11 protein-coding genes are annotated in these 14,224 nt (G+C 73.4%); 6 read left to right on the top strand and 5 right to left on the bottom strand.

Features of this window, described 5'->3' with window-relative positions; translation table 11 throughout:
- Positions 1–34: 34 nt before the first annotated feature.
- The gene (locus ACFVWY_RS10140) at positions 35–979 is read right to left on the bottom strand and encodes a Dyp-type peroxidase (RefSeq protein WP_389869325.1); all 945 of its coding nucleotides are present in this window, start codon (positions 977–979) and stop codon (positions 35–37) included.
- 389 nt (positions 980–1,368) lie between these two features.
- Here ACFVWY_RS10140 and ACFVWY_RS10145 point away from each other — a divergent pair, with 389 nt between their 5' ends.
- The 4 genes from ACFVWY_RS10145 to ACFVWY_RS10160 all read left to right on the top strand — a co-directional run bounded on the left by ACFVWY_RS10145 (position 1,369) and on the right by ACFVWY_RS10160 (position 4,768).
- Entirely contained in the window at positions 1,369–2,748 is a 1,380-nt protein-coding gene (locus tag ACFVWY_RS10145) for a right-handed parallel beta-helix repeat-containing protein (RefSeq protein WP_389869327.1), read from the top strand.
- Positions 2,745–3,473 (top strand): hypothetical protein, encoded by a 729-nt coding sequence (locus ACFVWY_RS10150; RefSeq protein WP_389869330.1) that lies wholly within the window; start codon positions 2,745–2,747, stop codon positions 3,471–3,473. Before ACFVWY_RS10145 ends, ACFVWY_RS10150 begins: the two co-directional genes overlap by 4 nt.
- A 453-nt stretch (positions 3,474–3,926) precedes the next feature.
- Entirely contained in the window at positions 3,927–4,283 is a 357-nt protein-coding gene (locus tag ACFVWY_RS10155) for a hypothetical protein (protein WP_389869333.1), read from the top strand.
- A complete protein-coding gene (locus ACFVWY_RS10160) occupies positions 4,280–4,768 on the top strand; it encodes an NUDIX hydrolase (protein ID WP_389869336.1) in 489 nt (162 codons plus the stop codon). Before ACFVWY_RS10155 ends, ACFVWY_RS10160 begins: the two co-directional genes overlap by 4 nt.
- A 23-nt stretch (positions 4,769–4,791) precedes the next feature.
- Here the strand turns inward: ACFVWY_RS10160 and ACFVWY_RS10165 are convergent, their stop codons facing one another.
- The 3 genes from ACFVWY_RS10165 to ACFVWY_RS10175 form a co-directional block, all read right to left on the bottom strand.
- Positions 4,792–6,081: an MDR family MFS transporter gene (locus ACFVWY_RS10165; protein WP_389869338.1), complete on the bottom strand. Its 1,290-nt coding sequence runs from the start codon at positions 6,079–6,081 to the stop codon at positions 4,792–4,794.
- Positions 6,078–7,190: a PLP-dependent cysteine synthase family protein gene (locus ACFVWY_RS10170; RefSeq protein ID WP_389869339.1), complete on the bottom strand. Its 1,113-nt coding sequence runs from the start codon at positions 7,188–7,190 to the stop codon at positions 6,078–6,080. The genes ACFVWY_RS10165 and ACFVWY_RS10170 overlap by 4 nt, the downstream gene beginning before the upstream one ends.
- Positions 7,191–7,329: 139 nt before the next feature.
- The gene (locus ACFVWY_RS10175) at positions 7,330–7,758 is read right to left on the bottom strand and encodes a hypothetical protein (protein WP_389869341.1); all 429 of its coding nucleotides are present in this window, start codon (positions 7,756–7,758) and stop codon (positions 7,330–7,332) included.
- Between the two features lie 234 nt (positions 7,759–7,992).
- Between ACFVWY_RS10175 and ACFVWY_RS10180 the strand changes: the two genes are divergently transcribed.
- Positions 7,993–8,370 (top strand): SAV_915 family protein, encoded by a 378-nt coding sequence (locus ACFVWY_RS10180; protein WP_389869343.1) that lies wholly within the window; start codon positions 7,993–7,995, stop codon positions 8,368–8,370.
- Between the two features lie 17 nt (positions 8,371–8,387).
- A complete protein-coding gene (lysA, locus tag ACFVWY_RS10185; protein WP_389869345.1) occupies positions 8,388–9,737 on the top strand; it encodes a diaminopimelate decarboxylase in 1,350 nt (449 codons plus the stop codon).
- A 178-nt stretch (positions 9,738–9,915) separates the two neighbouring features.
- Here the strand turns inward: lysA and ACFVWY_RS10190 are convergent, their stop codons facing one another.
- Positions 9,916–14,148 (bottom strand): S8 family serine peptidase, encoded by a 4,233-nt coding sequence (locus ACFVWY_RS10190; protein WP_389869348.1) that lies wholly within the window; start codon positions 14,146–14,148, stop codon positions 9,916–9,918.
- Positions 14,149–14,224: the final 76 nt, after the last annotated feature.

Consider the following 14,224-nt stretch of genomic DNA (forward strand, 5'->3'; position numbering starts at 1 on the left):
CGGGCGGCCCGGATCCCCCGGGATCCTTCCGGGGTCAGGAGAACAGGGAGGTGCCGAGCGGACGCGCCCCGGTGGATCCCGGCAGCACGAGAAAAGTGCCGGAGGCGGTTGCCGTGGCGAAGGAGGCCAGTTCGTCGCCGTCGTCCAGGCGCTGCTGCGTCGCCACGAAGGTGCGCAGTTCGCGCTGGAAGCAGATGAACAGCAGCCCGTGGTCCTCAGGTCCGTTGGCGTAGCTGTAGCCGCGCCGCAGCATCAGTCCGCTTCCTGTGCCGCTGGGGTGGGCGCGACGAGCGTGGGCCATGGCCGGTACCAGGTATCGGCCCTGCGGGGACTTGGCCCCCAGATCCACGGGTGTGTCCCGCCCGCCGCCGCTCAGTGGCGCCCCGTCCACGCGACGCCGCCCGACCGCCCGTTCCTGCTGCGCGAGGTCCAGGGCGAGGAATCGCGCGGTGTCCAGCCGCAAGCGCCGCACTACCAGGACCGTGCCGCCTCGCACCCGGGACGGGGCCGGAAGCCACACCTCCTTGTCCAGCTCCCGTCCGGTGTGCGGTGCGACGATCCCGTCCAGGAAGCCCAGCAGATTGCGCACCGGAACCCTCTGCCGAGCTTGTCCGGGTGGCGAAGGCGGTACGGGAGGCCGGAAACCATGCTGCGACCAGAGCGGCGCCGCCGATTGCTCCTGGAGCCACGCCCTCAGGGCGGCGTCGGCCAGCGTGACCGTCTGCGGATCGGACGCGCAGACCTGGATCATCAGATCGCCGCCGCGGGCCGATTCGGACATCTCCTCCCGGTCGAATCCGGGCAGCGCGCGCGCACCGGGCAGGTCGCTGTCCACGGCGGCCACGACTCGTGGGCCCACCCCTACGGTGACGGTCAGATCGCCGGGCGGGAGTCCGCCCAGGGCGGCATCACCGGCCCGCGTGGTGACAGCGCGGACGCGGACTCCCAGCTCGGCCACGAGGCTTCCGGTCAAGCTCACGAAGTCCCCGGTCGGGGTGTCCGGGTGTGCGGTTCCTGGCAGTTCGTAGACCGACAGGGCCACATGCTGTTGCGGCTGCACCGGGCGGTCTACCCCGGCCTGATGGTCACCCAGAGCGGACACCTTCACCGACGCAGACGCCGAGGACGCTGCGGGGCCGGGAGCCCCGACAGGAGACACCCCGTCCGGGGAAACAGGCGGCCTTCGCCGCGTGCCGACCTCGTAGCCGACCACCCCGCCGACCGCCACGGCCGCCGTGCCCCCCACCAGCGCTCTGCGCCGCAACGGCTGCTGTCCCGTACTCGATCCCCCCGGATGAGCACCTTTAGTAGTCATTCGCGTACTCTAAGCTAACGGTGGTTGTCGTCACGGATCGGAAGAAGCCGCACATGATGTCGCTCATCGCCCGCTGGGTAAAGGGACGTTGGCGCGCCGCGACCCTGGGCGGCGTGCTGGCCGCCGCGCTCCTGTGCGGTGGCTGCTCGGGAACGCCCTCCACAGACGGCCACGCCCCCGGCCGCTCGGCACGTCCCGCCATCATCCGGGTGCCGGCGCAGGCATCGACAATCAAAGCGGCCCTCGACCGTGCTCGCCCCGGCGACCTGGTGCTCGTCTCGCCCGGGAAGTACCACGAGAGCATCCAGATGCGCACGGACCGCGTGGTACTGCGGGGCACCGATCGCAACCGCGTCGTCATCGACGGTCAGGGCCGACGCAGCAACGGCATCGTCGTTACCGCCGCAGGCGTCTCCGTGGAGAACCTGACCGTCAGCAACCACCTCCTCAACGGTGTCCTGGTCACCGGCATGAGCGACGCCGACGGCGGACTCGCCCGCGGCAGCGACGGCTATCAGCACCTCGACCCGGCCCGTTTTCCTCCCCTGGACGGCTTCCGTGTCCGCTACGTCACCGCTCACGCCAACGGGCTGTACGGCATCTACGCGTTCAACGCCCGCAATGGCGTGATCGAGCACAACTACGCTTCCGGCAGCGCGGACTCCGGCCTCTACGTCGGCCAGTGCAAGCCCTGCCACGTACTCGTCCAGGACAACATCGCCGACCACAACGCCATCGGCTACGAGGGCACCAACGCCAGCGGGCCCATCTGGGTGCTGCGCAACCGATTCACGCGCAACCGGGTCGGTATGACCGTAGACAGCGACTACCAGGAAGCCTTCGTACCTCAGACCGGCGGAATGATCGCGGGCAACCTGGTCTCGGACAACAATGCCCCCGACACCCCCGAACAGGCCGACGGCGGCTTCGGGATCGGCATCGGCATCGCCGGCGGCCAGCGCAACACACTCCTGCGAAACCGCGTCATCGGCAACTCACGCGTCGGCATCGTCCTCGCCTCCCACGAGGACGTACCACCCTTGAGTAACCGGCTCCAGGACAACACCCTGTCCGACAACGCGGTCGACATCGCCTACCAGACATCCGCCCGAGCTCCCGGCCAGGGCAACTGTCTGCAGGGCAACACGCTGCACCGCACCCTTCCCGACGATCTCCCCCGCGCCGCTTCGTGCCCTGCGGGAAACAGCCGGTCCTCCGCCAGGGCGCCCCACGCCCATACCGCCCCTCCACCGGCTGGCATCGCCTTCCTCGACGTCGCACCGCCCCCCGCCCAGCCGCAACTCCCGGACGCCCGGACCGCACCCGCCACACCCGCCCTCCACCTGCCCGGCGACGTGAACCCGGACCGCGTTTCCCTCCCCGCCGCGGATTTGCTCGCCGCACGACCCAGTCAAGGTGCGACCACACGATGACGCCGCCACGCCGCCGCACGCTGTCTGCCCTTCCCGCCTACGGCATCGCGCTGACCTTCCTGACCCTTCTCGGCGCCTCGGCCTGCACCCAGAACAAGCCGCCCGCCCCGGCCGCCGCCCCGGCTCTGACCACACCGCAAGCCGAACTGCTGGCCCTCACACGGTTCACCAACTACCGGCGCGGCACCTCCCAGGTCACAGCCGACATCCCCGTCCAAGGACACGCCGTTCGACTCACCGGCCGCCTCGACTGGCGCCGGGGAACCGGCCTCGCCATCCTTCAAAGCGGAGGCGGCGTCCTCGAAGGCACACGCCACCTCCTGCGCTGGAACCGCACCACCGTCTCCATGCAACGCAACTGGACCGGCCCTCTCCCCGCACGCTCACCCCGCGACGACTGGAACCGACACCCGCTCGCGGCCCATGCGTCCGCCGTCGACACCACCCTGCTTCTGCTGCTCAACCTGGCGACAGACCGCGCAGACAACGCCCAACTGCTGCTCCGCAGTGGCGCCCGCCGTCTCGGTGACGAGAAAGTCGCCGGAGTCCCTGTCACCGTGTTCGCCGGCCCGTCCGCCAACGCCCTCCAGGGGAAAGCCCGAGAAGCGGCCCGCGCCACCCCAGGGCGCACCCGCTACTGGATCGATGAGGACGCCCGACTCCGCCGCTTCTCGGCGCGACTGGGCGGAACCACCGACTGGCTGGTCGCCACTTTCCCCACATGACATCCAGCCCCAGGTGCCGGAGACCAGCTGTTCTCCAAGGCCGGAGTCGGCCCAGCAGCCGTGTGTGCGGCAGTTGATGTGTGAACGGACGATGTGGCACAAGGTGTCATGAGCGGGATCAGCCGCGATGCCGGGTGGCTCTGACCAGGGAAGACAGCGCTACCCGGCATCGTCGGTTACTCGCGAGCACGGAGTCGATCTCACTTGTCATGCGTAGGTCTTCGGCTCAGGGCAATAGCCAAGGCTTGTGGATGCGTTGATGTGCGGCAGAGCGCAGGCCCGGCTGCCTGGGAATGATTCTGGCCGTTCTGTGAATCCGCTTGGGACGACCGCGATCGACGAGGACCTCAATGGCCGGTAGAGGTATGGCTGGGCCGTGCCCTTGGGGTGCCGGGGCAGGTAGCCGTTCGCGGTACCGTACTTGTCTGCGTTCCAGCGGATTGTGGTCCGGACGTGCTGGGGCAGTGGACCGTCACGGTATTCGTCGGGCTTGCGGTGTTTGAGCTGTGCGTACTGGCTGGTTGTGTGGTTGGCCTGTTCGCAGACCCGGTACACGTCATCTGCGACCATGTCGTTGATATTGACGGCCACAGCTGCTCCGTTGCGGAGCCCGCAGCCACTCATCAGGCCGGCGATGAGGAGCAAGCGGTCGCTACCGGCGGTCTGTATGTCGTGCAGCTGCTCAACGGAAGGTATGACGGCCCGCTTTGGGCCGTACTGTGGGGGGACGAAGCCGCCGAGGCCCGGACGGCCGTTTCCGTATCCCGCTCGCACCGGCTCGCCCCGGTGGAAGGAGACCCGGAGCAGTGACCTTCACCCTGTACGAGGGCGTCGAGGTGCCCGTACCCGGGCCGGGGGAGACCTGGACCGTGGGCGCCGTGATCCTCGACCGGAACGGTGCCGCCTTCGCCCAGCGGCGAAGCCCGGACCGGGGGCTCTTCCCGGACACCTGGGACATCGTCGGCGGCCATGTCGAGGCGGGCGAAGGGCTTCTGGACGCCCTCGCCCGGGAGGTCGAGGAGGAGACCGGCTGGCGCCTGCGCCGTGTACGGCGCTTCCTCGGCGTCAGCACCTGGACCGGGGACGACGGCGGAGGACTCCGGCACGAGGCCGACTATCTGGTCGACGTCGACGGGGACCTTGCCCGTCCCGCCCTGGAGTGGTCCAAGCACTCCGGCTTCGACTGGTTCGGCCCCGGTGATCTGGAGCGGCTGAAGGACAACTGCCCGCCCGGCGGCTTCCTGGTCCACGACCTGATCGCCCGCGCCGTACGGGACCGCCCGGACCCGGCCTGAACCGGCCGGGCGGCCCCGCGGGCTCAGGCCGCGGCAGGTTCCCCGGCCGGGGAACCGGCGGGCGCGAGGCGCAGGTGCCCGGTGCGGTGCAGCCCCGTCAGCGCGCCCGCGCACGCCATGCCGAGCACACTCAGCGCGGCCCAGGGCAGCCAGGGCAGGTGGGCGCGGGCTGCCAGGTCGAAGAGGGCGCCCACCGCCAGGTTCCCGGCGGCGACGGCGATCCCGGCCACCGTGCTGTACGCGCCGTAGTAGGTGGCCACCAGGCGCTCCCCGGAGAGCCGGACCAGGGTGTCCATCTCGAACGGGTACAGCAGCGCGGACCCCGTGGCCAGCAGCGCCGCGCACACCACCAGCCCCACGAGCCCGAGCGCCGCCGTCAGCCGCCCCGCGCCCTGGTGCGGGCCTGGCAGCAGCGGCAGGAAGGCGGCGCCCATGACGGCCAGGCCGAGCGCGATGGCCCGCGCCGGGTCCAGCCGCTTCCTGGCCCAGTCGGTCAGCCGGAGCTGGCCGGCCACCGCGACGAGGGCGGACACCGCGAAGACCATCCCCATCGCGGCCCCGTTCCCGTCACCCAGCACGGTCCGGGCCTGAAGGGGCAGGGCGAGATACGTCTGGAAGGCCAGCAGATACGAACCGGCCATCGCGGCGGAGAACAGGATGAACGGCCGGTTGCCCAGAATCGTCCGCCAGTCCCCGGCGACGCCCCGCCAGCCGCCCGCGCGCTCCGGGTCCGGCGCCGGACGCCGCGCGGGCAGCGCCCGCGCCTGTACGACGGCCAGCACCCCGAACACCGTCGCGGAGGCGGCGCACACCACCCGGAAGTCGAGGGTGAGCAGGGCGAGTCCGGCGAGCGGGCCGAGCAGGATGCCCGCCTGGTAGAAGACGTTGAAGGTGGCGAACGCCTCCACCCGGCGCTCCCCGGCCCCCTCGGCGATGCAGGCGCGGACCGCGGGGTTGAACAGGGCACCGGCCAGTCCGGTGGCCGCGGAGGCGACGATCAGCGCGGGCAGGCTCCCGGCGAAGGCCAGCAGGGCGAACGCCCCGGTCCGCAGCGCGCAGCCCGCCAGGATCATCGGCTTGTGGCCGATCCGGTCGGCCAGCGTTCCGCCGAGCCAGAACATCCCCTGCTGGGAGAGGTTGCGTACGCCCAGGACGAGACCGACCGCCCAGGCCGCTAGCCCCAGCCCGTGCGCGAGGTGGTCGGCGAGGTAGGGCATCAGCATGTAGAAGCCCAGGTTGATACCGAACTGATTGACCATCAGCAGCTGGATGCCGGGATCGAAGGAGCGCATGCGTGCGCGCAGCCCCCTCATCGAGCACCCGCCACGACGGGGGTGGCGGCGGTGGCGGCAGCCGGGCTGACGACCGTGCGGCAGCGCGTCCAGGACGTCACCGTGCGCTCGCCCGGACCGGCGACCTCGTCCGGCTCCCGTGGCAGGGGCGCCGAGGGGTCCGGGAGGCCCTGGCCCTGGCACCAGGCGTCGTTGTAGACGGTGTCGAGATAGCGGTGCGGACCGTCGGGGAAGACCGCGGCGATCCGTGTGCCGACCGGGTGGGTCCGGGCGGCCCAGCCCGCCACCAGCGCGACCGCGCCGACGCTCCAGCCGCCCGAGGCGTACGCGTGGCGGGCCAGGGACCGGCAGGAGCGGACGGCCTCGCCCGGGCCCACCCAGTGGACCTCGGAGAAGGCGGAGTGATCGACATTGCCCGGATGGATGCTGGAACCCAGTCCCCGCATCAGACGCGGACCGGCCGGCTGCCCGAAGATCGTCGAGCTGACGGAGTCCACCCCGATCAGCGCCAGCCCGGGGAACGTGCGGCGCAGTGCCGCCGAGATCCCCGCGGAGTGGCCGCCGGTCCCGACGGAGGCGACCAGCACGTCGATCCGTCCCAGCTGGGCGACCAGCTCGGCGGCCAGCGGGGCGTACGCCGCCACGTTGTCCGGGTTGTTGTACTGGTCGGGGCACCACGCTCCGGGCGTAGCGGCGAGCAGTTCGGCGACCCGCTCCCGCCGGGCCTGCTGCCAGCCGCCCGCCGGATGCGGGGCGGTGACGGTCTCGATGCGGGCACCGTGAGCGGCCAGGGCCCGCCGGATGCCCGGTTCGAGGCCCGGATCGGTGACGACGGTGACCGGGTGGCCCAGGACGATCCCGGCCAGCGCCAGCCCCAGCCCCAGGGTGCCGCTGGAGGACTCCACGACGGGGGCGCCGGGGGCCAGCTCGCCGCGCTCGCGGGCGCGGGCCACCATGTGCAGGCCGGGGCGGTCCTTGATACCGCCGGGGTTGGCGCCTTCGAGCTTGGCCCAGAATCCGCGTCCAGCGTCGGCGAAGGGCTCACCGATCCACAGCACCGGTGTGTGGCCCACCAGGTCGGAGGGCCCCCGGGCGGACGTCGGGGCAGGGGCGTACGGGGACATGTTCATGGAGGTGTCACGGCTCCTCGCCCCGGGCCGGAAGCGGCCGTCGGGGCATCGGGGGATCGGGGGCCGGGGCACCGCGGCCCGGAACCGGTCCGCTGCGCGACGGAGCGGCGGGAGCGGTCGGGCGGCGGCGCGGGACCTGTCAGGTCCGCGCCACGCACAGCGTCGTGAGTACGCACCGCCCGCCGACGAGCCGGTGATCCGGCGTCCGGACCGTGCCGCCTCCCGGGGGGACGGCGGCCAGGAGACAGGGCTGGACCTGCACCGCGAGCGCCCCGCCCGGGGCCGGGGCGGACGGGGCGTCGGTGCGGAACCAGTCCGCCGCGTGATCCGATTCCGGGCAGCACGGCCCGCGATCGGAGGACGAGGCCACCACCGGGCCGGCATGGGACGGGGCGGCGGGGGCCGAGACGGCGGCGCCCGCGTTCATCGGCACATGATGCGCGCCGAGGGCCGAGGCGTGGCTGTGCACACAGCCCAGCAGATGGAAGGCGACCCACACCAGCGCGAGGAGCACGCCACCGCCGCGCACCCGGCGATGCGCCGGAGGGAGGGGCGGAATACCGGTCACTGACTCAACGTACCCAGATGAACACGTGAAGTCACGTTCACGGTTTGCCGCGCACGGTCGCCGTCCCGCGCGGAACCAGACCGTGACCGGTCGTCAAACGGGCGTCAAGAGGGGCGTGTACGAGGTCAAGAGGACGCTAAGGGGCAGGCCGGGCGGGGCGGCGGCGGCCTAGCGTCGTACCGTGCCCCGGCCGTCGGCGGCCTGGGGCGATGTGCCCGTCCCCTGAGGAGTGCCATGAACGACCACCCGTGCGCCGAGGACCCCGATCCCCTTCGGCCGGGCCGGACCGGAACGCTGTTCGTCCCGGTCCGGCCGGGACCGGCGGGCTGCTGCGCCCGTCTCTTCCGTACGCCCCTCGGGGAGCGGACCGCCGTCGCCTTCACCGGCGAACGGCAACTGGTCCGCGCTCTCGGCGGGCGGCAGCACTGGATCAGGCTGTCCGAACCGGCGGTGCGCGCCCTGACCGCGCCGCTCGGCGTCACCACGCTCGTCGTCGACCCGCTGCTCGCCGTACCCGGCCCCGCCGAGGTCCCCGGGCGGCCGGTCCGGCGGACGGTGCGAAGGCCACGCCCGGCCGGAGCACCGTCGCTGACCGCCACGTCCGCCTCCTGACCGGCCGAGGGAGCACCATGACCACAGCAGTCCCCGGAAGTCCGGCCGAGCCCGCGCCTTCCGCCGTCCCCACGAGCCTGTCCGTCTGGCCCGCCTCGGCGCGCCCCGCCCCCGACGGCGACATCACGGTGGGCGGCGTCGGGCTCACCGAGGCGGCCGAACGGTTCGGCACCCCCCTCTACCTCCTCGACGAGCGCGAGGTGCGCGAGCGCTGCCGCGCCTACCTGCGGTCCTTCCCGGACACCGACGTCCTCTACGCGGCCAAGGCCTTCCTCTGCCGCGCCCTCCTGCACTGGGTACGGGACGAGGGCCTCGGTCTCGACGTCTGCTCCGCGGGCGAGCTGGAGTACGCCGTGACCAGCGGGTTCCCGCCCGAGCGCATCGTGCTGCACGGCAACGCCAAGAGCCCGCGGGACCTGGAGGCCGCACTGCGGCTCGGTGTCGGCCGGGTCGTCATCGACAGCGCCTGGGAAATCGCCCGGATCGCCGCGCTCGTACCGGCGGGCACCCGCCAGAAGGTGCTGGTCCGGGTGGTCCCGGGCGTCAGTGCGGGCGGCCACGCGGCGATCCGTACCGGAACGGACGACCAGAAGTTCGGGCTGTCGGTCACCGGGGGCGGCGCGGAGCACGCCGTCGCCCGGATCCTCGGCCAGCCCGCGCTCGAACTCGTCGGACTGCACTGCCACATCGGCTCGCAGATCACCGAGCCCGGCCCCTACACCACCGCGCTGCGCACGGTCGTCCAGCTGCTCGCCCGCATCCGCGACCGGCACGGCACCCTCCTGCCGGAGCTGGACCTCGGCGGCGGGCACGGGGTCGCCCACCGGCCGGGGGAGCGGGCGCTCGACATCCGCGCCCTCGGCGCCCGCGTCCGCCGGGAACTGGCCGCGAGCTGCGCCGAGGCAGCCCTCCCCGTGCCCCGGCTCGCCATCGAACCCGGCCGGGCGCTGGTCGGGCCCGCGGGTGTGGCGCTCTACCGGGTGCTCGCGGTCAAGCGGACCGGCACGCGGGTCTTCGTGGCCGTGGACGGCGGGATGAGCGACAACCCGCGGCCCGCGCTGTACGGCGCACGGTACGCACCCCGGCTCGTCGGGCGACGGACCACGGCCGGGCTCCGCCCGGCGACCGTCGTCGGACGGCACTGCGAGGCGGGCGACGTCCTCGCCGCCGAGGTGGCCCTGCCCGGCGACGTCCGCCCCGGCGACCTGATCGCCGTCCCGGTCGCGGGCGCCTATCACCTCTCGATGGCGTCCAGTTACAACCTGGTGGGCCGTCCGCCGGTGATCGCCGTCGCGGACGGCCGCGCCCGGCTGCTGGTCCGCCGGGAGTCCTTCGCCGACCTCACCGGCCGCGACATCGGGCTGTGAGCGTGACCCCGCCGTAGTAGCGCCCGTCGTCGGCCGTGGCGGTTCGCTCCCCTCCCGCGGCCGGAGCACCCGCGCTGGCCACGGCCACCACGCGCAGCCGCCGTACCCGGCACCGGGAGCGCCCGTGGGGGCGCCCGGACGGTGGAATTCCGTCCGGACGCCCCCACGGGCATGGTGATCAGCGGCGCAGGGCCAGGCGGTGCACGCCGCCGTCGACGGTGCCGACGAAGAGCGTGCGGCCGTCCGGGCTCGCGGCCAGCCTCGTGGTGTCGGTGTTCTGCAGGCCGGAGGAGATGTTCTGCCAGCTGCGGCCACCGTCGGTGCTGCGCAGGACGCCGCGGCCGCCCTGTGGGAGGCCACTGGCCCGGGACGTGGTGGTGGCCGCGTACCAGGTGTCCTTCACCCGCAGCAGGTCGGAGACGTGGATCGCGAGCGCGCCGGTGTCCGCGGCGCGGAAGGTGCGGCCACCGTCCGTGCTGACACGGACGGTCTCACCGCCGATGACCAGGCGCCGTCCGTCCAGGCCGATCGCGGCCACCGGGCCGTCGGCCACCTTGGTGACGGTCACGCCGCCGTCGTCCGAGCGGAACAGGCCGTCGCGCCCTCCGAGCCACAGGCGCAGCGGATCGGAGGGGTCGCCGATGAGGGCGTCGAAGGACCGGCCGTGGTACAGGTTCTTCCACGTCGCCCCGCCGTCACCGGTGGCGAACAGCCCCTTGCCCAGCAGGCTCTGGAATCCGACCAGTACCCGGTCCGGGTCGGCGGGGTGGACCAGCAGCGAGGTCGGGATCTCCGACGAGAGCCCCCGCTGCTGCCAGTGGGCCCCGCTGTCCCCGCTGCGCTCCACGGCGAACGCGCCGTATCCGGTGCGCCGGACCCGCCAGACCACCTTCGGGTCCTTGGCCGACACCGCGAGCAGCGGTACCACGACGCCCCTGCCGCCCTCGCCGCCGGACGGGCCCCACTCCGGGCCCTGGACGGGGAGCGCGGTGCGGTAGACGGAGCTGTCGGTGGCGGCGAGAAGACGGCCGTCACTGACCGCGAGGTCGTGGACGGTCAGTCCCTGGACGCCGATCCGCCGGTACCCGGTGCCGTCCTGGGAGCCCCGGTAGAGGCCGTCCTGTTCGCTGGAGACGGTCACGGATCCGTCGGCCCAGCGGTCGTAGTCGACCGCCAGCGCCGCTCGCGACGGCGCGGCCATCTCGGTCCACGTCCGCCCGTGGTCGCGGCTGAGTCTGCCCTTGCCGGACAGCGCGCTCAGATAGAGGTCGCCGCCGGAGGTGGTCAGGCTCAGCCCGCCCTCCTCCATCGGCAGCAGGGGGCGCCAGGTGCCGCCGCCGTCGTGGGAGCCGATCACGCCCTGGCCCGGGACGTAGACCGCCACGACCGAGGCGTCGGCGGCCATCGAGCCGACGGTCCGGCCGGCCGGGTCGAAGATCCGGCGCGCCTCGCCGGGTTCGCCCGAGCCGACACCGGTCCGGGACCAGACGCCGGAGTACGTCGACAGGTAGAGGGTGTTCCCGGTCAGGGCGGCGGCCCTGACGGCCCCGGGCACCCCGGTCGGGTACGTCGTCCAGTGGTCGCCCGCGTCCGTGCTGACCAGCAGCGCGTCCGGGGTCACCGCGACCAGGGTGCGGGTTTGCTCGTCGGCGACGAGCGCCGAGAAACGGGTGTCCGGGACATCGAGGGTGCGCCAGGTGCTTCCGTTGTCGTCGGTGCGCAGGATGGTGCCCCGGCGGCTGCCGTCGTGGACGCTGTTCACGGCGTACCACCAGCGATCGGGGTCCTTCGCGTCGACCACGAGTGGTCCGGTGCCGTCGGAGACCGGGAGACGGCCCAGACGGCGCCAGGACGCACCGTTGTCGGTGGTCAGCCAGGGGGCTGCCTGCTGGAACTGGGTGAGGACGGCCTGCTTCGGGCGGCCCGGCGCGAGCGTGACGGTGCCGGTCTCACTGTTGGGCCCGGCCGGCTCCCAGCGGTCCGTGCGGCTGTTGGCCGGGGTGACCTCGAAGAAGGCCGAGCCGGTGAGGAGTTGCCCGCCGCCGGTGGTGCCGCGCACCGCGACCCGGTGGACACCGGTGGCGGTGGCGGTGAGCGGGGCCCGGTAGTAGCCGGTCGCGGTGTCGAGGGTGGCGGTCACCCTCACGGACCTGCCGCGGGGCGGGGTGACGGTGACGGCCGGCGGTTGGGCGAGCGGGGTCGGCGGGGCGATGTGCACGGTCGTGCGGCCGTCGCTCGGGTCGGGTGCGGCCTGGACGGCGAGGTGCCGTACGGCGAGCAGATAGGGAACCCCGATCGTGGGGCCGCGGTCGGGGGTCGCCGTGAGACGGCCGCCGATCTCGGTGTCGGCGCCGGGCCGGGCGACGCGCAGCGAGACCGTGACGGTCGCGGTGCGCCCGGCTGGTACGGAGATCCGCTTCGGGGAGACGGTGGCCGGTCCGTCGGTGCGCAGCGTGGCCGACAGGGCGCGCGCTCCGGTGTTGCGCAGGGTCACCTTCGCGGTGCCGCCGACCTGGCTCCGGGACAGGTCGGCGAGGCCGAACGACACCGACGGGGGCGAGGCGCTGAGGGTGGCGGAGGCGGCCGCGGCCACGTCGAGCCTGCCCGAGCCGTGCGCCGTGGGCCCGGTGCCGCTCAGCGGCTTCGCGGTGCCGATCAGTTCGGCCCTGATCCCGGCGGGCGTCCGGCCGGGGTGCAGCTGGCGCAGCAGGGCGGCCGCACCGGCGACGTGCGGGGCCGCCATCGACGTACCCGACATGCGGTACTGGCCGGGCCCGTACAGGGACGCGGGGATGGTGGAGCGGATCTCCACGCCCGGGGCGACCAGGTCGGGCTTCAGGGCGAAGGCCAGGGTGGGGCCGCGCGAGGAGAACGAGGCGATCTGGTCGGTGGCGTCGGTGCCGCGCAGGGTGACCGACACCTTCCCGGCGGCGAGCCGGGCACTCAGCTCCGTGTACTGGGTCGCGTCGACGCCCATGACCACCAGACGGTCCATGCGCAGCGAGTCACCGGAGGCGTCGATCCGCGCGGACGACGACGGCACGTGGGCCACGCCCGGCTCAGGGCTCACCTCCGGCGGCCGGACCGCTCCCGGCCCCCCGGCGGCGAGCACCGGACCGTCGGAGGCGGAGACCCCGCCCAGTACGGCGAGCGCACCGCGCCGCTCCGCCTCCCGCGCCCATTCCAGGGCGTCGAGCGAGAGGTCCCGCGTGTCGGAGGCGATGAGCATCCGGGCCCGGACGATCTTTCCGCGTACGTCACCGGCCCGCTCCCAGTCCTCGGGGGTGCCCTCGCCGACGTCGACGAGCGGCGCCGTGACCGGCTGCCGGGGCGGGTTCGCGGACAGGATGCCGCGGTAGGTCTGGATCAACTCGGGCCGCTTGCCCGCCAGATAGGCGCTCGGCAGCCGCAGGCCGCTGGTCGAGGCGCCGACCGAGATCACCCCTTCGGCGATGCCGGGGGTGCTGACCGTGCCCGCGCCGGGCCCGTCGTTGCCCGCCGCGGCCACCACGACCACACCGGCCTTCACGGCCGCGGTGGCGGCACGGCCCAGCGGGTCGGTTCCGTCGCCGGGTCCGCCCAGGCTCATGTTGATGACGTCGGCGCGGTGCGGGCTGGCCGGGTCGGCGGCGGCCTCGATCCCGGCGATGATGTCCGAGGTGTAGCCGGAGCCGTCGGCGTCCATCACCTTGTACGCCAGCAGGTTCGCACCGGGCGCCATGCCGGTGACGCCCTCCTTCCCGGCGGCCCGGCCCGCGACGATCCCCGCGACATGGGTGCCGTGGCCGTTGTCGTCCATCGGGTCGTCGTCGCCGTTGACGAAGTCGTGCCCGCCGACGACCTTGTGGCCCGTGCCGATTCCGCCGCCCAGGTCGGGGTGGGTGTAGTCCACGCCGCTGTCCAGGATCGCCACGGTGGTGCCGGTGCCGGTGGCCCGTGCCCCGGCGGGGTCCTCGCGGCGCCAGACGCCGGGAGCGCCGGTCAGCGGGACGCTCGTGTCGGTCTTCGTCAGCATCCGGGTGTCGGGGCGGACGGCGGTGACCCCCGGCAGCGAGGACAGGCGGCCCACCTCGGAGGCGGGCACCGTCATCGCCACGGCGTCGATGAACAGGCCGAGCCGGCGGGTGGCCGAGGGGTGCAGTCCGGCGTCCCGCGCCGAGCCGAGGAACGTCTCCTGCCGCGCGGCGAGGGCGCGGCGCGCGGTCGGGACATCGCGGGCGGCCCCGGCGGCGAGCAGCGAGCCGCCGGGAGCCGCGGACACGGCGGGGCTGCCGGACAGTTCGACGAGCACGCGGCGCGGTGGGTCGGGGGTGGTGGACGCGTCGGCTGCGCCCGGCGCCGCCGCCAGGGCACCGGCGAGCACAACGACGGCGAGCGCCGCATGACGCGGTCTTCGTGACTTCATTGCCATGCGTAAAGGTCCTACCGGTCCCGGCACTTGCCGCACAACGGATCCTTGTGGCCCATTGCTGTCGGTGGCACAACTG

The sequence above is a fragment of the Streptomyces sp. NPDC058195 genome, from assembly GCF_042883525.1.
GTDB lineage: Bacteria > Actinomycetota > Actinomycetes > Streptomycetales > Streptomycetaceae > Streptomyces.